At 72.4% G+C, this 18,068-nt stretch carries 16 protein-coding genes; 8 read left to right on the plus strand and 8 right to left on the minus strand.

The annotated features are described in order from the left end of the window. Positions 1-5: 5 nt before the first annotated feature. The 3 genes from LZG04_RS09830 to LZG04_RS09840 are packed head-to-tail and all read right to left on the minus strand — an operon-like array spanning position 6 to position 3,434. Positions 6-1,364: a dihydrolipoamide acetyltransferase family protein gene (locus LZG04_RS09830; RefSeq protein ID WP_233815500.1), complete on the minus strand. Its 1,359-nt coding sequence runs from the start codon at positions 1,362-1,364 to the stop codon at positions 6-8. Continuing rightward, positions 1,357-2,364 carry an alpha-ketoacid dehydrogenase subunit beta gene (locus LZG04_RS09835; RefSeq protein ID WP_233815501.1) on the minus strand — a complete coding sequence of 336 codons (1,008 nt, stop codon included), beginning with the start codon at positions 2,362-2,364 and terminating at the stop codon, positions 1,357-1,359. Before LZG04_RS09835 ends, LZG04_RS09830 begins: the two co-directional genes overlap by 8 nt. Next, on the minus strand, positions 2,361-3,434 hold the full coding sequence (locus tag LZG04_RS09840) for a thiamine pyrophosphate-dependent dehydrogenase E1 component subunit alpha (protein WP_233815502.1): 1,074 nt from the start codon (positions 3,432-3,434) through the stop codon (positions 2,361-2,363). Before LZG04_RS09840 ends, LZG04_RS09835 begins: the two co-directional genes overlap by 4 nt. A gap of 123 nt (positions 3,435-3,557) precedes the next feature. On the opposite strand from LZG04_RS09840, the gene LZG04_RS09845 reads away from it, so the two are divergent. Further along, positions 3,558-4,049: an Lrp/AsnC family transcriptional regulator gene (locus tag LZG04_RS09845; RefSeq protein ID WP_233815503.1), complete on the plus strand. Its 492-nt coding sequence runs from the start codon at positions 3,558-3,560 to the stop codon at positions 4,047-4,049. On the opposite strand, the gene LZG04_RS09850 is transcribed toward LZG04_RS09845, so the two are convergent. The 4 genes from LZG04_RS09850 to LZG04_RS09865 form a co-directional block, all read right to left on the minus strand. Continuing rightward, entirely contained in the window at positions 4,031-4,744 is a 714-nt protein-coding gene (locus tag LZG04_RS09850) for a CAP domain-containing protein (protein ID WP_233815504.1), read from the minus strand. The genes LZG04_RS09845 and LZG04_RS09850 overlap by 19 nt on opposite strands. Positions 4,745-4,988: 244 nt before the next feature. Continuing rightward, positions 4,989-6,269 carry a HAMP domain-containing sensor histidine kinase gene (locus tag LZG04_RS09855; protein WP_233815505.1) on the minus strand — a complete coding sequence of 427 codons (1,281 nt, stop codon included), beginning with the start codon at positions 6,267-6,269 and terminating at the stop codon, positions 4,989-4,991. Then, positions 6,266-6,946, minus strand: a complete 681-nt coding sequence (locus LZG04_RS09860; protein ID WP_233815506.1) for a response regulator transcription factor — start codon at positions 6,944-6,946, stop codon at positions 6,266-6,268. The genes LZG04_RS09855 and LZG04_RS09860 overlap by 4 nt, the downstream gene beginning before the upstream one ends. 50 nt (positions 6,947-6,996) lie before the next feature. Continuing rightward, positions 6,997-7,548, minus strand: coding sequence for a TetR/AcrR family transcriptional regulator (locus tag LZG04_RS09865; RefSeq protein ID WP_233815507.1), 552 nt, complete (start codon positions 7,546-7,548; stop codon positions 6,997-6,999). Between the two features lie 138 nt (positions 7,549-7,686). On the opposite strand from LZG04_RS09865, the gene LZG04_RS09870 reads away from it, so the two are divergent. Continuing rightward, a complete protein-coding gene (locus LZG04_RS09870; RefSeq protein WP_233815508.1) occupies positions 7,687-8,460 on the plus strand; it encodes an SGNH/GDSL hydrolase family protein in 774 nt (257 codons plus the stop codon). A gap of 176 nt (positions 8,461-8,636) precedes the next feature. Here LZG04_RS09870 and LZG04_RS09875 read toward each other — a convergent pair whose 3' ends face one another. Continuing rightward, entirely contained in the window at positions 8,637-9,368 is a 732-nt protein-coding gene (locus LZG04_RS09875; RefSeq protein WP_233815509.1) for an SDR family NAD(P)-dependent oxidoreductase, read from the minus strand. 92 nt (positions 9,369-9,460) lie between these two features. Between LZG04_RS09875 and LZG04_RS09880 the strand changes: the two genes are divergently transcribed. The 6 genes from LZG04_RS09880 (at position 9,461) to LZG04_RS09905 (ending at position 18,042) form a co-directional block, all read left to right on the plus strand. Beyond that, positions 9,461-9,820 carry a helix-turn-helix transcriptional regulator gene (locus LZG04_RS09880; RefSeq protein ID WP_233815510.1) on the plus strand — a complete coding sequence of 120 codons (360 nt, stop codon included), beginning with the start codon at positions 9,461-9,463 and terminating at the stop codon, positions 9,818-9,820. 37 nt (positions 9,821-9,857) lie between these two features. Further along, positions 9,858-10,403 carry a hypothetical protein gene (locus LZG04_RS09885; RefSeq protein WP_233815511.1) on the plus strand — a complete coding sequence of 182 codons (546 nt, stop codon included), beginning with the start codon at positions 9,858-9,860 and terminating at the stop codon, positions 10,401-10,403. Positions 10,404-10,663: 260 nt separating this feature from the next. After that, complete coding sequence (locus tag LZG04_RS09890; RefSeq protein ID WP_233815512.1) at positions 10,664-11,368, plus strand: VIT family protein; 705 nt, start codon at positions 10,664-10,666, stop codon at positions 11,366-11,368. 139 nt (positions 11,369-11,507) lie between these two features. After that, positions 11,508-11,720, plus strand: coding sequence for a hypothetical protein (locus LZG04_RS09895; protein ID WP_233815513.1), 213 nt, complete (start codon positions 11,508-11,510; stop codon positions 11,718-11,720). Positions 11,721-12,104: 384 nt separating this feature from the next. Further along, positions 12,105-16,598 (plus strand): glutamate synthase large subunit, encoded by a 4,494-nt coding sequence (gene gltB / locus LZG04_RS09900; protein WP_233815514.1) that lies wholly within the window; start codon positions 12,105-12,107, stop codon positions 16,596-16,598. Continuing rightward, positions 16,591-18,042 (plus strand): glutamate synthase subunit beta, encoded by a 1,452-nt coding sequence (locus LZG04_RS09905; RefSeq protein WP_233815515.1) that lies wholly within the window; start codon positions 16,591-16,593, stop codon positions 18,040-18,042. The genes gltB and LZG04_RS09905 overlap by 8 nt, the downstream gene beginning before the upstream one ends. Positions 18,043-18,068 lie beyond the last annotated feature (26 nt).

Genomic DNA, 18,068 nt, shown 5'->3' on the forward strand with positions numbered 1-18,068 from the left:
CGACCCTAGAGGTCGGCGAGGGCCTTGATCGGGGACTCGACGCAGTCGGCGACGAACCGCAGGAACCCGCCCGCCGTGCCGCCGTCGCACACCCGGTGGTCGAAGGCCAAGGTCAGCTGGGCCACCTTGCGCACGGCCAGTTGACCGTCCACCGCCCACGGCCGGTCGATGATGCGGCCGATGCCGAGGATCGCGGCCTCCGGGTGGTTGATGATGGCGGCCGAGCCGTCGACGCCGAACACGCCGTAGTTGTTCACCGTGAACGTGCCGCCGGTCATCGCGGCGGGCGTGAGCCTGCCCTCCCGTGCCGACGCGGTGTGCCCGGCGATGGCGGCGGCGAGTTCGGCCGTGGTGAGGTCCTGCGCGTCCCGCACCACCGGCACCACCAGGCCGCGGTCGGTCTGGGCGGCGAAGCCGAGGTGCACCTGGTCGAGGACCACGATCTCGTCGCCCTCGACGCGGGAGTTCAGCTCGGGGAACTTCTTCAGGCCCAGCACGGTGAAGCGGGCCAGCAGCGCGAGCAGGGACACCGACGGCAGCGCGGCGCGCGCGGCGAGGAAGTCGGTGGCGTCGACGTCCACCCAGACGGTCGCTTCGGGGATCTCGCGGCGTGAGGTGGCGAGCTTCTCCGCGACCGCGCCGCGCAGTCCGCGCAGGGGGATGCGACGGCCGGCGGGTGCGGTGGTGGTGGTGGCGCGGGCGGCGAGTTCGCGTTCCACGTCGGCGCGCCGGATGACGCCACCGGGCCCGGTGCCGGTGACCTGGTCGAGCGCCAGGCCGTGCTCCCGCGCGAGTCGCCGCACGAGCGGCGAGATGACGGCGGGTGCCGTGGCGGGACTGGTCGCCGTGGCGGCCGAGCCGTTCACCCCCGAGCCGTTCACCCCCGAGCCGTTCACCCCCGAGCCGTTCACCGCCGAGCCGTTCACCGCCGTCGGAGCCGCCGACCCGGCCGTCCGCGCGGACGGGACCGTGGCCGCTTCCGGTGTTCCGAGCGTTGAACTCAGGTGTTCTGAACGTAGGACACTCGCGTTCTGAGCGTTGGACTCGCGGGTGCGGCGGCGTCGGCGCGGGGTCTGCGAGGTGCCGTAGCCGATGAGGACGTTGCCCGAGTACTCGGAGGACTCCGGCTCCGGCTCGCCCACGGTGAGCAGCACCGAGCCGACGGCCAGCTTCTCCCCCGGCTCACCGAACCGCGCGCTCACCACGCCCTCGTACGGGCACGGCACCTCGACCACGGCCTTGGCCGTCTCCACCTCCACCACGGGCTGGTCCACGGACACCTCGTCGCCCACCGACACCAGCCAGGTGACGATCTCGCCCTCGGTCAGCCCCTCGCCCAGGTCGGGCAGCCGGAAGTCAGGCACGGTAGCTCCCCACGACCTCGTCGTCCCACTGCAACCGCGCGATCGCGTCCAGAATGCGGTCGACGTGGGGCAGGTGGTGCGCCTCCAGCTTCGGCGGCGGGTAGGGGATGTCGAACCCGGTCACCCGCAGCACCGGCGCGTGCAGGTGGTGGAAGCACCGCTCGGTCACCCGCGCCACCACCTCCGCGCCGTACCCGCCGAACCCGGACGCCTCGTGCACGACCACCGCGCGCCCGGTCTTCACCACCGAAGCGCACACCGTCTCGTCGTCGAACGGCGACAACGACCGCAGGTCCACGACCTCGACGTCCCAGCCCTCCTCGGCCGCCGCCTCGGCCGTCTCCAGCGCCGTCGCGACCATCGGCCCGTACGCGATCAGCGTGACGTCACGGCCGGTGCGCCGGACCATCGCCCGGTCGAACGGGATCGGCTCGCCGGCGAGCGCGCCCTTCGCCCAGTACCGCCGCTTCGGCTCCAGGAAGATCACCGGGTCGGGCGAGTCGATCGAGTCGCGCAGCAACCGGTAGGCGTCGTCGGGCGTGCCCGGCGTGACGACCCGCAGGCCCGGCGTGTGCGTGTAGTACGCCTCCGAGGAGTCGCAGTGGTGCTCGACCCCGCCGATGCCGCCGCCGTACGGCACGCGGATCACCACCGGCAACGACACCCGGCCGCGCGTGCGGTTGCGCAGCTTGGCCAGGTGGCTGGTGATCTGCTCGAACGCCGGGTAGGCGAACGCGTCGAACTGCATCTCCACCACGGGCCGCAGGCCGTTCATCGCCATGCCGATCGCGGTGCCGACGATGCCCGACTCGGCCAGCGGCGTGTCGAACACCCGCTCCTCGCCGAACCGGGCGGCCAGCCCGTCGGTCACCCGGAACACGCCGCCGAGCGCGCCGACGTCCTCGCCGAACACCAGCACGGTCGGGTCGGCGGCCAGCGCGTCGCCCAACGCCCGGTTGAGCGCGCCGGCCATCGACACCTGGGACTCGACCGTCGTCATGCCAGCTCCTCCCGCAGCGCTGCGGCCTGGTCGCGCAGGTGGCGGGGCGTGGTGGCGTAGACGTGCTCGAACAGCTCGTCCGGCGAGGGCACGACGTCGACGTTCAGCTTCGCCCGCACGGATGCCGCGAACTCCTCGGCCTCGGCCGCCACCGCCGCGCGGCGCGCGTGGTCCAGCAGGCCCCGCGCGCTCAGGTACGCCTCCAGCCGGTCCACCGGGTCGCGGTCCAGCCACGCCGCGACCTCGTCGGACGTGCGGTACCGGGTGGCGTCGTCGGCGTTGGTGTGCGCCTCGATGCGGTAGGTGATCGCCTCGATCAACGTCGGCCCGCCCGACTCCAGCGCCTCGCGCACGACCGCGTACACGGCGGCCACGTCGTTGCCGTCCACCAGCACGGACGGCACGCCGTACCCGATGCCCTTGTGCGCCAGCGAGGGGGCGGCGTTCTGCTTGGACATCGGCACGCTGATCGCGTAACCGTTGTTCTGCACGAGGAACACCACCGGGGCCTTCCACACGCCGGCGAAGTTGAGCGCCTCGTGCGTGTCGCCCTCGGAGGTCGCGCCGTCACCGAGCAGCACGAGCGCCGCGGTGTCCTCGCCCTTGAGCCGGGCCGCGTGCGCGAAGCCGACGGCGTGCAGCGTGTTGGTGGCCAGCGGGGTGCACTGGGGGCCGACGCGGTGCTCGTAGGGGTCGTAGCCGAGGTGCCAGCCGCCTTGCAGCAGGGTCAGCGTCTCGGCCGGGTCGACGCCCCGGGTGACCAGCGCGACCGAGTCGCGGTAGGTGGGGAACAGCCAGTCGGTGGGGCGCAGCGCGAGCACCGAGCCGACCTCGCACGCCTCCTGGCCGCGTGAGGACGGGTAGACCGCGAGCCTGCCCTGCTTGGTCAGGGCCGTGGCCTGGGTGTCGAAGCGGCGGCCGACGACCATCCGGCGGTGCAGCTCGACGAGCACGTCGTCGTCGGGCATGGACAGCGGCGAGTCGTCCACCGGCGTGCCGTCCTTGCGCAGCAGCGACAGCGGTTCGTCGCTGGGCAGCAACGTCCGCTCGGGCGCGCGGGTGCGGGCCATGGGCTCCTCCGGGTGTCTCAAGGGGCGAGATGGAGGGCATGGTCCAGCTCACACCGGCCAATCTTCCAGATCCGGGCCCGGAATCCGGACGAATGGCCGCGCGGGCGGGTTATGGTCGGCCACATGACGGCACGGGCTGGACATTCGGCACCGCTCGACGCGCTCGACCGGCGCATCGTGGAGGAGTTGCGCGCCGACGGGCGGATGTCGATGCGGTCGCTGGCGGAGAAGCTGCACATCTCGCGGGCCAGTGCGTACTCGCGGGTGGAGCGGCTGCACCGCGACGGCGTCATCACCGGGTACTCGGCGGTGGTCGACCCGGAGCGCTACGGCTTCGGCATCTCCGCCTACGTCTACCTCAAGATCAGCCAGCACTCGTGGAAGGCCGTGCGGCAGCGGGTCATGGAGATCCCCGAGGTGTGGCACGGCGCGCTGGTGTCGGGCGACTACGACCTGGTGCTGCTGGTGCGCGCGCCGGACGCGCACAGCCTGCGCGACCTCGTGCTGTCCCGGTTGCAGACGATGCCGGACGTGACGTCCAGCCACACCGTGCTGGTCCTGGACGAGCTGCCGGCGGGCGGGTCCGACCGCGACGGTCACCAGCCGAAGTTCTGAGTCCAGTAGATGCCGTAGGAACCGCCGCGCGCCATGCCGACGCCCAGCGCCTTGAGCTTGCAGTTGAGGATGTTCGCGCGGTGGCCCGGCGAGTCCATCCAGCCCTTGACCACGGCCTCGGCGGTGCGTTGACCGGCGGCGATGTTCTCCGCGCCGGGCGCGGGGTAGCCGGCGGCCTTGACCCGGTCGACGAAGCTGCGCCCGTCCTGGGAGACGTGGTCGAAGTAGTTGTTGGCGGCCATGTCGGCGCTGTGCGCGCGGGCGGCGGTGGCGAGCCGGTCGTCGGCGGCCAGGGCGGGGCAGCCGTGCGCGGCGCGTTCGCCGTTGGTCAGCTCGACCACCCTGGCCTCGGCCGACTCGACCTCGGTCCTGGTCGGGGTCGTGGACGCCGGTGCGGGTGGCACGGCGCGCGTCTGCGGGGCCTTCGCCGGTTCGGTCCTCGGCGCGGCGGTCGTGGTCGTGGTGGCCGGAGCCGGAGCGGACGTCGTGGCGGCGGGCGTGGCCGGGGTGGTGTCCGGTGTGGTCGTCGCGGTGGTCGGCTCGGCGGTCGGCCCGGCGTCCGGCTGGGGCGTGGTGCGGGCCGCGGCGGTGGCGCTCGCCGCGATCAGGGCCATGCCGTCCGGGTGCTCGCACCCGGCCAGGGCCAGCCCCGCGAGGACGACGGCGACGGGCAGCACACTGCTCTTGCGCGACACGCGGAAAACCTCAATCTGCATTCGGCGGCTTTTCGGGCGCGGCGGCCGCCGTGCGCTTCTTCGCAGGGTAAGCGCACGCGGCCGCCGCACCGGAGGGGGAATCGGGCGGACCGGGCAAGGGGGGAGAGCGCTGCGGTCGACCCCGATTCCGTGGATAACCTTATCCAGGAATGCGAAACTGTCAACGACGAATTATTTAAGGAACATTTAAAGGTCGCATCAGGCGCGGAAAAGGCGGACCCGGTCAGGCCGGCTCCTCCGCGCGGCCCAGCCGGAGCTGGACCCGCGTGCCGCCCAGCGGTCCGCGGTCGACCACGAGCGAGCCGCCGGTGGACTCCGCAGCCCGGCGGGCGATGTCCAGGCCCAGGCCGGTCGAGCCCGCGCCGCTGCTGCCCCGCCGCATCGCCGCCTCCAGGTCGGCGATGCCCGGACCGGCGTCCTCGATCACGATGACCACGCGTTCGGGCTGGTGGAACAGCGCGACGACGAAACCGACGCCCTCGGGGGTGTGCCGGAAGACGTTGCCCAGCACGGCGTCCATCGCCGCGGCGAGGTCGCTGCGGGTGAGCGGGACGAGGGCGCGGCGCTCGGTGCCGCGCAGGTTCCACAGCCGCTGCTGGTCGTCGGCGAGGGCGGACCAGAAGACCAGGCGGTCGTGCACGACCTGGGCGGCGTCGCACCGGCCGCCGTCGGGGTCGTCCAGCTCGCGGCGGGCGGCCCGGATGAGTTCGTTCACCTCGCGTTCGAGCGCGTGCACTGCCTGGCGGACCCGGTTGGCGTTGGGATCCTGGCCGAGCGTTTCGGAATCGAGCCGCAACGCGGTGAGCGGGGTGCGCAGGCGGTGCGAGAGGTCGGCCAGGATTTCGCGTTCGTTCGCCACCAACTGGCCGATGCGATCGGCCATCCGGTTGAACGCGACGCCGGCGTCGAGCAATTCCGGCGGTCCGCTCGGCGCGACCCGCGCGGTGAGATCGCCCTGACCCATTTTGCGCGCGCCGTCGGCGAGCTCGGCGCTGGCCTTGACCACCCGCGCGCCGAGGCGGTCGGCGACCAGCACGGAGCCGAGCACCAGGGCCAGGGCGACACCGCTGAGCGCGAGCCACGCCTCCCGCACGCCGCGCGACAGCTCCGCGCGCGGCACGAACGCCTCCACCACGGCCACCCGGCCCTCGCCCAGCAGCACGGGTTGCAGGTGCACGAGACCGGCCGGGATGAGCTCGGTGAACGCCAGGCCCTGCTCCCGGGCGGTGCGCAGCTGCGCGTCGGTCGCCACGGGCACGCCGACCACCTCGCCGTCGGCCAGGTGCACCGCGACCCGGCCGGCGGTGCTGGTGAGCGCCTGGCCGATCGACGCCGGGTCGGAGGTGATCACCAGGACGGGCGTGAGCGCGCTCGCGAGGCGTTCGGCGTCATTGCGCGCGCTGTCCTCGGCGAGCTGGCGCACCACCAGGGCGAGCGGGATCAGGAACGCGAGCGCGACCATCGAGGTGACGGCCAGCGAGACGAGGGCGAGCGACCTCCTCACTCGGCCGCCGTGAGCTTGAACCCGACACCGCGCACGGTGTGCAGGTAGCGGGGCTGGGCGGCGCGTTCGCCGAGCTTGCGGCGCAGCCACGACAGGTGCACGTCCAGCGTCTGGTCGTCGTGCCTGCCGGGCAGGTTCCACAGGTTGGCCAGCAGCTCGGCGCGCGGCACCACCTTGCCCTCGCGTGCGGCGAGGTAGGCCAGCAGGTCGAACTCCTTGCGGGTCAGGTTGAGCTCGCGGCCGTCCAGGCGGGCCTCGCGGCGGTCGGGGTCGACGGTGAGGCGGCCGATCCGGAACGTCGTCGGCGCGGAGTCCTTGCGCGCGCGGCGCAGCACGGCGGAGAGGCGGGCGGCGAGGTGCTCGCTGGAGAACGGCTTGACCACGTAGTCGTCGGCGCCGGCGTTGAGCAGCCGGACGATCTCGGCCTCGTCGTCGCGGGCGGTGGCGACGATGACCGGTACGTCGCACACGCCGCGCATCATCCGCAACGCGTCCGCGCCGTCCATGTCGGGCAGGCCCAGGTCGAGCACGACGAGGTCGAACCCGCCGCCGGTGATCTCCCGCAACGCCTCCAACGCCGTGCCGACCGGCAGCACCGCGTGCCCCAGACCGGTCAACGCCCGGCTCACCGCCGACCGCACCACCGGGTCGTCCTCGACGAGCAGCACCGACACCATGGCGCGCACCGTAACGCGATCGGGTGAACGGCCGGCCCGCTCCCCCGGCGCTACCGCCGCACCGCGCGCTCCGGTTCCGGGAGGAACAACCCGTCCAGCAGCACGGGGATCGCGCGGTGCGGGTCGGGCGTCAGGTCCACGGCGGCCTGGAGCATGGTCAACACCACGAGCACGTCGTCGAGCACGATGTCGTGGCGCAGGTGGCCCGCCGCCCGCGACCGGTCGAACGGGCCGCGCAACGCGTCCAGCAGCCGGCGCACCTGCCCGCGCCGGTCGGGTTCGGGGAACCGGCGCAGCTCCTCGACCAGGGGCCGCATCCGCACCTGGTAGGCCATCACCGCCCGCAGCAGCGCGCGGAACGCGGCGGGGTCGTCGGCGGTGCGCTCGGCCGCCTCCACCAGCAGCCCCAGGTGCCCGCGCGCCACCGTGAGCAGCAACGCGCGGCGATCGGGGAAGTGCCGGTACACCGTCGCCTGGCCGAGGCCGGTGAGGCGGGCGATCCCGGCCGGTGACGGCGTCGTGCCGCGAACCACCAGCTCCTCGGCCGCGCGCAGGATCGCCGCCCGGTTCCTCAGGGCGTCGCGGCGTCGCGGGACGGTCATGGCGGCACCCCGGCGGAACGGTCGGAGGTTACTCGCAGGTAATGAGAATAGCACCGGCTGTGATCCCTCGGAACGCCTTCGTAACGTCGGCGACCTGCCGCCTTCACCCAGTGATCTCCTCCGAGGAAGGGACCGGACGTGCGCGGACGTCTTCTCCGGGTCTTGAGCGCGGCGCTGCCCGCCGCCCTGGCCGTGATGCTGACCTCGACCCCGGCGCGGGCCGCCGCCGCGGTCGACTACGTCGCCCTCGGCGACTCGTACTCCTCCGGCACGGGCGCGCCGCCGTACCAGAGCGGCTCGTGCTACCGCAGTTCCCGCGGGTACCCGCAGCTGTGGGCGGACGCGCACGACGTGTCGTCGTTCAAGTACGTCGCCTGCGGCGGGGCGACCACGCAGAGCATGACCGACCAGTTCGCCGCGCTCGACGCGGGCACGGACCTGGTGTCGATCACCATCGGCGGCAACGACGTCGGGTTCGCCAACACCATGATCACCTGCGTCACGGGCAGCGACGCGAGCTGCGTCAACGCCGTGAACACCGGCATCGAGGCCGCGCGCACCACGTTGCCCGGACGGCTCGACGCCACCTACGCCACCATCCGCACCCGCGCGCCGAACGCCACCGTGGTGGTGCTGGGCTACCCGCACCTGGTCGAGCCGGACGGCACGTGCATGAGCGCCACCAAGCGCACGGCGCTCAACCGCGGTTCCGACGAGCTGCACGCGGTGATCTCGGCCCGTGCCGCGGCCGCCGGCGTCCGCTACGTCGACGCCCGCGCGGCGTTCGCGGGGCACGGCGCGTGCGGCCGCTCGCCGTGGATCAACCAGTTCTCCCTGTTCCGCCTCGTGGAGTCCTTCCACCCCAACGCCACGGGCTACGCCCAGGGCTACCTCCCCCTCCTAACCCCCTAACGCGAGAGTCCTACGTTCCCGCCGCGAGAGTCCTACGTTCAGAACCACCGTGTCCTACGTTCAGGACCCCTGAATTCAACGTTCAGCCACCTACCGCTCGTCGTGAGCGTTGAATTCGGGGTGCCTGAACGTAGGACTCTCGCGGCCTGAACGTAGGACTCTCGCGGGGGTGTGGGTTAGCCGATGGTGCGGCCGCCGTCGGCTTGGAGCAGTTCGCCGTGGACGTAGGAGGCACGCGGGGAGGCCAGGAACACGATGGCCTCGGCGATCTCACGCGCCGTCGCCGCACGGCCCAGCGGCGACTTGCGGCCCACCTCGGCCACGGAGTCGGCGGCCAGGGCCAGCGCGCCCTCGGTCTGGGTAGCACCGGGCGCGATCGAGTTGAACCGGACCCCGCTGCCCCCGAACTCCACGGCCCACGTCCGCGTCAACGACTCCAACGCCGCCTTGGTCGCCGAGTACGCCGCCCCGCCCGGCAACGCGAACCCGGTCGCGGACGTCGACACGTTCACCACGCTGCCCCGGCCACGCGCCACCATCCCCGGCACGAGCGCCGCGGTCAGGAAGAACGGCGCCCGCACGTTCACGTCGAACAGCCGCTGGAACCCCTCCACGTCCTGCTCCACGGTCGGCGCGAACGGGAAGACGCCCGCGTTGTTCACCAGCACGTCCACCTCGCCGGACGCCTCCGCCAACGCCCGCACGGACCCCAGGTCCGCCAGGTCCGCCGCGACGAACTTCGCCCGACCCCCGTCGGCCTCGATCGCCGCCACGGTCTCCGCACCGCGCGCCGCGTCCCGCCCCGTGACGATCACCGTCGCGCCCCCGAGCGCCAGCAGCCGCGCGGTCTCCCGGCCGATGCCGAGCGTGCTCCCCGTGACCAGCGCGACCTGCCCGTCAAACTCCATGATCCCCACCTCGTTCGATGTTCGCTGAACATCGAACAACCTACTCCTCCCAGTTCGATGTTCGCAAAACTTCGAACGAATAGACTGGACCCGTGCGCCACGCCGACCAGAACCCGGACGTCGACCAGCTGACCCTGACCGACGTCCTCGCGGCGCTCAGCGATCCCCTCCGCGTCGGCCTGGTCCGCCTGCTCGCCGACGGCGAGGAGCACAACTTCGGCGACTTCGCCGTCCCCGTCGCCAAGTCCACGCTCAGCCACCACCTCAAGGTGCTCAACACGGCCGGCCTGACGTGGCGGCGCGAGGAGGGCACCCGCTGCTACATCCGGCTGCGCCGCGACGACGTCGACGCCCGCTTCCCCGACCTGCTCGACACCGTGCTCTCCGCCGCCGACCGCGACGACGTCGGCGGCCACGTCACCACGCCGGGCAAGCCCGCGGCCGAGTGCTGAGGTCCCGCCGGGCCGGTCCCGCCGGCAGGATGTCCGGGTGACCAGGGGCCTGCAGTACTTCGCCGCGTGGTCGGCGTCCACGGCGGTCGCGGTGGCGCTGTCCTGGCTGGGCATCCGGTTCGTGCTGGACGCGGGCGCGCCCGAACGGCCGCTCGTCGTCGCCGGGCCCACGCAGTCGTCCGCGATCGCCCGGACGACCACCACGACCACCACCACCGCCGCGCCCACCACCACGACCACGTTCGCGGTGATCGCGACGGTCGCCCCCACGACGACGGTCGCGCCGACCACCACCACGACAACGACGACCCAACCCCTGCCGTCGGAGAACGGCACGTGGACCGAGCGCGACGGTCGACCGGTCTACCTGCGCAGCTTCCGCCTCCAGGGCGGGGTGGCCGCGGTCAGCTTCTCCGCCGAGGACATGGAGCCCATCTCCGCCACCCCGCGCCAGGGCTTCGCCGCCACGGTGGAGCAGCCCGCGGACGCCGTCGTGGTCGAGTTCACCGGCGCGGGCCACCGGTCCCGGCTGGAGGCCACCTGGGTCGGCGGACCGCAGTGGCGGATCGTCGAAACGGGCTGATCGCACCGAACCGGATCCGCGAGGCGGCCCAACGGGACGGGCCGTTCGACCGGCGGCCGACCCGCCCGCCCGATGCGCCGAACGGCGGCACCGGGGAAGCGACGTCGCCGCCGCACCCCGGTCGACCACCGGCCCCCGATTCGTCAGCCAGGAGTGGATCACCCGCGCCCGCGGCCCCGGCAGCCTCCCGCCTGTCCAGCCCTTCACCCGTTCGCGGCCGGACCTCCACCCGATAGCCGAGTGGTGGTTCGATCACGGTCATGACGCACCCCGGCGAACCCCACCGCGACGACCTCTCCGGCCGGCTCAACTGGCTGCGCGCCGGCGTCCTCGGCGCCAACGACGGCATCGTGTCCACCGCCGGCCTCGTCGTCGGCGTCGCGGGCGCGACGACCGACCGCACCGCGATCCTGGCCGCGGGCGTCGCCGGCCTCGTCGCGGGGTCGCTGTCCATGGCGGGCGGCGAGTACGTCTCGGTCAGCACCCAGCGCGACACCGAGAAGGCCGCGTTGAAGCTGGAGGAGCGCGAGCTGCGCGAGATGCCCGAGGAGGAGGAGCAGGAGCTGGCCGGCATCTACCGGGACAAAGGGCTGTCGGAGGAGCTGGCCGCGCGGGTGGCCCGCGAGCTGACCGAGCAGGACGCCTTGCGCGCGCACGCCGAGGCCGAGCTCCAGATCGACCCGGACAACCTGACCAGCCCGTGGCAGGCCGCTTGGGCGTCGCTGGCGTCGTTCGCGGTCGGGGCGTTGATCCCGCTGGTGGCGATCGTGCTGCCGCCGACCGGGTGGCGGGTGTGGGCGTGCGCGGTGGCCGTGCTGGTCGGGCTGGTGCTCACCGGCGTGATCAGCGCGCGGCTCGGGTCGAGCCGGGTGGGCCGCGCGGTGCGCCGCAACGTGGTCGTGGGGTCGCTCACGATGATCGTCACGTACTACGTCGGTCTCCTGTTCGGCGTAACGATGGGCTGACGTAGTCACGCTCCGTGCACACCCTCGGGGGTCGGCGGAAAAAAGTCCACCCCGACAGGTGTGAAGTACGCAAAGTGCGGGTACCCGCAGCCGACTTGTCGCCGTCGAGCGCGACAGGCCAGGACTGGAGGTGCACACCGTGACCCACCCGCCCACCTCACTGCTCCTCCGCGGCGGACAGAAGGCCGAACGCCGGCTCTGGGCGCTGCTGACCGCACTGTTCGCGCTGGTCGCGGGCGTCAACGTGATCCTCGCCGTGAGCGAGGCCGCGTGGTGGCAGGGTGCCCTCGCGGCGCTGTGCCTCGCCGTCGCCGCGGGCTGCGCGCGGGAGTCCAAGAGAGCCTCCCGCTGACTTCACCTCCGGCTGAAGTCACGAAAGCGGGCGAAACTCTGGTCCGACCGGGTGTACCCCGCTGGTCGGAACGGCGTCAAGTGGGGGTGTGATTCACCACGACGCCCTGTCGGACTAGAGCCATAACCGCGAATTCACACTATCGTCACAAGACCCCGGCAATCCCGGTGCACCGCCAAGCGTGCCCACGCGGCCCCATCCGGCCGCCAAGCGCGCGCACAAGGAAGTGCAGTTCTCCCGCACAACGGAGTGCGGTCCCCACGCCGAAGATCTCTCGGGCGTGGATCCACAGCCAGTACCTGCAGGCCGAGTTGTCCGCGTAAAGCCGCGCGCGGGCGTTCGGCCGTCTCCGTATGCCCGGACGACGCCACGGGAGGGCCCGTTGTGACCCACCACCACCAGCCGCAAGGCGGCCTCTACGACCCGCAGTACGAGCACGACGCCTGTGGCGTCGCGTTCGTCGCCGACCTGGCCGGGCGTAGAAACCACGCGATCGTGAGCCAGGCCCTGGTCGCGCTGCGCAACCTCGAACACCGGGGTGCCCGCGGCGCGGAGCCCGAAACCGGCGACGGCGCGGGAATCCTGATCCAGGTGCCCGACGCGTTCTACCGCGAGGTCGTCGGCTTCCCGCTGCCCGAGCCCGGCAGCTACGCGGTCGGCACCGCGTTCCTCCCCCGCGAGGGTCACGACCAGGTCAAGGCCGAGGTCGAGCGGATCGCCGCCGAGGAGGGTGCCACCGTCCTCGGCTGGCGCGAACTGCCGGTGGACGCCGACCACGTCGGTCCGACCGCGAAGACCACCATGCCCGCGTTCAGCCAGCTCTTCCTCAGCGGAGCGGAGGGGCTGGAGCTGGAACGCCTGGCGTTCGTGGTGCGCAAGCGGGTCGAGCACGCGACCGACGTGTACTTCCCGAGCCTGTCGGGCCGCACGATCGTGTACAAGGGCATGCTCACCGAGCCGCAGGTCGAGAAGTTCTTCCCCGACCTGACCGACGAGCGGGTCACCAGCTCGATCGGCCTGGTGCACTCCCGGTTCTCCACCAACACGTTCCCGTCCTGGCCGCTGGCCCACCCGTACCGGTACGTGGCGCACAACGGCGAGATCAACACGCTGCGCGGCAACCGCAACTGGATGGACGCCCGCGAGTCGGTGCTCGCCACCGACCTCATCCCCGGCGACCTGTCCCGGGTGTTCCCGGTCATCACGCGCGGCGCGAGCGACTCGGCGACGTTCGACGAGGTGCTGGAGCTGCTGCACCTGGGCGGGCGCAGCCTGCCCCACGCGGTGCTGATGATGATCCCCGAGGCGTGGGAGAACCACGCCGAGATGGACGCGCAACGGCGCGCGTTCTACGAGTTCCACTCCACGCTCATGGAGCCGTGGGACGGCCCGGCGCTCGTGGCGTTCACCGACGGCACGCTGATCGGCGCGGTGCTGGACCGCAACGGCCTGCGCCCGGCCCGGTACTGGGTCACCGAGGACGGCCTGGTCGTGCTCGGCAGCGAGGCGGGCGTGCTGGAGTTCGACCCGGCCACCATCGTGCGCAAGGGCCGGCTGGAGCCGGGCCGGATGTTCCTGGTCGACACCGCGCAGGGGCGGATCATCGACGACGAGGAGATCAAGGGTCAGCTCGCGGCCGAGCACCCGTACCAGGAGTGGGTCGCCGACGGCATCCTGCACCTGGCCGACCTCCCGGCGCGCGAGCGCGAGGTGCCGACGCACTCGTCCCTGGTGCGCCGCCAGCAGGCGTTCGGCTACACGGAAGAGGAGCTGGCGCTGCTGCTGGGCCCCATGGCCCGCACCGGCGCGGAACCGATCGGCTCGATGGGCAACGACGCCCCGTTCGCGCCGCTGTCGGACCGGCCGCGGCAGTTGTTCGACTACTTCACGCAGCTGTTCGCGCAGGTGACCAACCCGCCGTTGGACGCCATCCGCGAGGAGCTGGTCACCTCGCTGCACGCCACGCTGGGCGCGGAGCCGAACCTGCTGTCGGCCGACGCCACGTCGTGCCGGCGGATCTCGCTGCCGTTCCCGGTGCTGGACAACGACGAGCTGGCCAAGCTCGTGCACGTCGACGACGACGGCACGCTGCCGGAGTTCCGCACGTTCACCGTGCGCGGCCTGTACGAGGTGGCCGGCGGCGGCGAGGCGCTGGTGCGGCGGCTGGACGAGATCCGCGCCGAGGTGTCCCGGGCCATCGAGGACGGCGCGCGGCTGGTCGTGCTGTCCGACCGGGGCGTCGACCAGGAGCACGCGCCGATCCCGTCGCTGCTGCTGACCGGTGCGGTGCACCACCACCTGGTGCGCGAGAAGACCCGCACCCAGGTTGACCTGATCGTGGAGGCGGGCGATGCCCGCGAGGTGCACCACATCGCGCTGCTCATCGGCTACGGCGCCAAGGCGGTGAACCCCTACCTGGCGATGGCCTCGGTGGAGGAGCTGCCGGACGTCGAGCCGGAGGTGGCCACCCGGAACCTGATCAAGGCGCTGGGCAAGGGCGTGCGCAAGACCATGTCCAAGATGGGCGTCTCGACCGTCGCGTCCTACACCGGCGCGCAGATCTTCGAGGCGATCGGCCTCGGCGAGCAGGTCGTGGACTCCTGCTTCACCGGCACCACGTCCCGGCTGGGCGGCGTCGGGTTCGACGTCATCGCCGAGGAAGTGGCGCGGCGGCACCGGACGGCGTTCCCGCCCGACGGCTTCCGGCCGCACCACCGCGAGCTGGAGGTCGGCGGCGACTACCAGTGGCGCCGCGAGGGCGAGGCGCACCTGTTCAACCCGCAGACGGTGTTCAAGCTCCAGCACTCCACCCGCACCGGGCGCTACGACATCTTCAAGGAGTACACGCGGGCGGTGGACGAGCAGTCCAAGCGGCTGATGACGCTGCGCGGCCTGTTCGCGTTCAAGGAGGGCGTGCGCGAGCCCGTGCCGATCGAGGAGGTCGAGCCGGTCTCGTCGATCGTGAAGCGGTTCGCCACCGGCGCCATGTCCTACGGCTCCATCTCGCAGGAGATGCACGAGGTCCTGGCGATCGCGATGAACCGGTTGGGCGCGCGCTCCAACACCGGTGAGGGCGGCGAGGACGCCGAGCGGTTCACCCCGGACCCCAACGGCGACTCGCGGCGTTCGGCGATCAAGCAGGTGGCGTCGGGCCGGTTCGGCGTGACGAGCGAGTACCTGGTCAACGCCGACGACATCCAGATCAAGATGGCGCAGGGCGCGAAGCCGGGCGAAGGCGGCCAGCTGCCGGGCGCGAAGGTGTACCCGTGGGTCGCCAAGACCCGGCACTCCACGCCGGGTGTCGGCCTGATCTCGCCGCCGCCGCACCACGACATCTACTCGATCGAGGACCTGGCGCAGCTCATCCACGACCTGAAGAACGCCAACCCGGCGGCGCGCATCCACGTGAAGCTCGTCTCCGAGGTCGGCGTCGGCACGGTCGCGGCGGGCGTGTCCAAGGCGCACGCGGACGTCGTGCTGATCTCCGGGCACGACGGCGGCACCGGCGCGTCACCCCTGTCGTCCATCAAGCACGCGGGCGGCCCGTGGGAGCTGGGCCTGGCCGAGACGCAGCAGACGCTGCTGGCCAACCGGCTGCGCGACCGGATCGTGGTGCAGGCCGACGGCCAGCTCAAGACCGGTCGGGACGTGGTGATCGCGGCCCTGCTCGGCGCGGAGGAGTTCGGCTTCGCCACCGCGCCCATGGTGGTGTCGGGCTGCGTCATGATGCGGGTCTGCCACCTCGACACGTGCCCGGTGGGCGTGGCCACGCAGAACCCGGCGCTGCGGGCGAAGTTCGCCGGCAAGGCCGAGTACGTGGTGAACTTCTTCGAGTTCGTCGCGCAGGAGGTCCGGGAGCTGTTGGCGCAGCTCGGTTTCCGGACCCTGGCCGAGGCCGTCGGGCACGCGGACCTGCTGGACACGCGGGCGGCCGTGGACCACTGGAAGGCGGCCGGGCTCGACCTGTCGCCGATCTTCCACGTGCCCGAGCTGCCCGACGGCGCGGCCCGGCACCAGGTCGTGGCGCAGGACCACGGCCTGGACAAGGCGTTGGACAACACGCTGATCCAGCTCGCCGAGGGCGCGATCGCCTCCGGTGACCGGGTGCGGCTGGAACTGCCGGTGCGCAACGTCAACCGCACCGTCGGCACCATGCTCGGCTCCGAGGTGACCAAGCGGTGGGGCGGCGAGGGGCTGCCCGACGACACGATCGACATCACGTTCACCGGCACGGCCGGGCAGTCGTTCGGCGCGTTCGTGCCGCGCGGCATCACGTTGCGGCTCATCGGCGACGCGAACGACTACGTGGGCAAGGGCTTGTCGGGTGGGCGGATCGTCGTCCGGCCGGTGCCCGACGCGCAGTTCGCCGCCGAGCAGCACATCATCGCCGGCAACGTGATCGGCTACGGCGCGACCGGCGGCGAGATCTTCCTGCGCGGCAAGGTCGGCGAGCGGTTCTGCGTGCGCAACTCGGGCGCGCTGGCCGTGGTCGAGGGCGTGGGCGACCACGGGTGCGAGTACATGACCGGCGGCCGGGTGGTCGTGCTCGGCCCGACCGGGCGCAACTTCGCGGCGGGCATGTCCGGCGGCATCGCCTACGTGCTCGACGCCGCCGAGCCGCGGGTCAACCCGGAGATGGTGGATCTGGACCCGCTGGACCCCGCCGACCGCGAGTTCCTGCGCGGCGCGGTGGAGAAGCACTACCTGGAGACCGACTCGGCGGTGGCGCACGCGCTGCTGGCCGACTGGGACCTGGCGGTGGACCGGTTCACCAAGGTCATGCCGAAGGACTACAAGCGGGTGCTGGCGGCACAGGCCCGGGCCGTGCTCGAGGGCCGGGACGTCAACGAAGCGATCATGGAGGCGTCTCATGGCTGACCCCCGTGGGTTCCTCACCACCGAGCGTGAGACCCCGCGCAGCCGTCCTGTTTTCCTGCGCCTGCGCGACTGGCGCGAGGTCTACGAGGAGTTCGAGCGGCCCAAGCTGGAGAAGCAGGCCGGTCGGTGCATGGACTGCGGCGTGCCGTTCTGCCACCAGGGCTGTCCGCTGGGGAACCTGATCCCCGAGTGGAACAACCTGGTGTGGGGCGACGACTGGCGCAAGGCGGCGGAACGGCTGCACGCCACCAACAACTTCCCGGAGTTCACCGGGACGTTGTGCCCGGCGCCGTGCGAGGCCGCGTGCGTGGTGGGGATCAACGGCGATCCCGTCACCATCAAGCGGGTCGAGATCTCCATCATCGACCGGGCGTGGGACGAGGGCTGGGTCACGCCCCAGCTCCCGCCGACGCGCACCGGCCGCAAGGTGGCCGTGGTGGGCTCCGGGCCCGCGGGCCTGGCCGCCGCGCAGCAACTGACCCGCGCCGGGCACGACGTGACCGTGCTGGAGCGGGCTGACGCCATCGGCGGGTTGCTGCGCTACGGCATCCCCGAGTTCAAGATGGAGAAGTGGCGGCTGGACCGCCGGCTGGAGCAGATGCGCGCCGAGGGCACGCGGTTCGAGACGAACGTGAACGTCGGCGTGGACGTCACGGTCGAGCGGCTGCGCGAGTCCTACGACGCGGTGGTGCTGGCCGGTGGCGCGACGGCGTGGCGCGACCTGCCCGTGCCTGGCCGGGAGCTGTCCGGGGTGCACCAGGCGATGGAGTACCTGCCGGGGGCGAACAAGGTGGCGCGCGGCGAGCTGGACGTGCCGCCGATCACCGCGCAGGGCAAGCACGTCGTCGTCATCGGCGGCGGCGACACCGGCGCGGACTGCGTGGGCACGGCCCACCGGCAGGGCGCGTTGTCGGTGACGCAGCTGGAGATCATGCCCCGGCCGCCGGAGAAGCGCGCCGAGGCCCACCCGTGGCCGACCTACCCGATGCTGTACCGGGTCACGTCGGCGCACGAGGAGGGCGGCGAGCGGCTGTACTCGGTGTCCACCGTGGAGTTCCTGGGCGACGACCAGGGTGCGGTGCGGGCGTTGAAGCTGGTCGAGGTGGAGGCGTCCGGTGGGCGGTTCGAGCCGGTGCCCGGCACCGAGCGGGAGATCCCGGCGCAGCTGGTGACGTTGGCGATGGGCTTCGTCGGCCCGGAGAGGGACGGCCTGCTCACCGAGCTGGGCGTCGACCTCGACGCGCGCGGCAACGTGGCCCGCGACGAGTCGTTCGCGACCTCGGTCGACGGCGTCTTCGTGGCGGGCGACATGGGCCGCGGCCAGTCGCTGATCGTGTGGGCCATCGCCGAGGGCCGCTCGGCCGCCGCCGGCGTGGACGCCTACCTGACCGGGCGCGCGGTGCTGCCCAGGCCGATCGACCCCACCGACCGGCCGCTCGTGTGACTCGTCGTGGCGGGCGGCCGGTGCTG

Origin of the sequence: Saccharothrix sp. S26, from assembly GCF_021390395.1 — a bacterium.
Taxonomy (GTDB): domain Bacteria; phylum Actinomycetota; class Actinomycetes; order Mycobacteriales; family Pseudonocardiaceae; genus Actinosynnema.

What these genes read in the sequence shown, in the direction of transcription:
- LZG04_RS09835 (WP_233815501.1), bottom strand. Translation starts at nt 2,364, where the DNA reads ATGACGACGGTCGAGTCCCAGGTGTCGATGGCCGGCGCGCTCAACCGG.
- LZG04_RS09840 (WP_233815502.1), bottom strand. Translation starts at nt 3,434, where the DNA reads ATGGCCCGCACCCGCGCGCCCGAGCGGACGTTGCTGCCCAGCGACGAA.
- LZG04_RS09845 (WP_233815503.1), top strand. Translation starts at nt 3,558, where the DNA reads ATGACGGCACGGGCTGGACATTCGGCACCGCTCGACGCGCTCGACCGG.
- LZG04_RS09860 (WP_233815506.1), bottom strand. Translation starts at nt 6,946, where the DNA reads ATGGTGTCGGTGCTGCTCGTCGAGGACGACCCGGTGGTGCGGTCGGCG.
- LZG04_RS09865 (WP_233815507.1), bottom strand. Translation starts at nt 7,548, where the DNA reads ATGACCGTCCCGCGACGCCGCGACGCCCTGAGGAACCGGGCGGCGATC.
- LZG04_RS09875 (WP_233815509.1), bottom strand. Translation starts at nt 9,368, where the DNA reads ATGGAGTTTGACGGGCAGGTCGCGCTGGTCACGGGGAGCACGCTCGGC.
- LZG04_RS09890 (WP_233815512.1), top strand. Translation starts at nt 10,664, where the DNA reads ATGACGCACCCCGGCGAACCCCACCGCGACGACCTCTCCGGCCGGCTC.
- LZG04_RS09905 (WP_233815515.1), top strand. Translation starts at nt 16,591, where the DNA reads ATGGCTGACCCCCGTGGGTTCCTCACCACCGAGCGTGAGACCCCGCGC.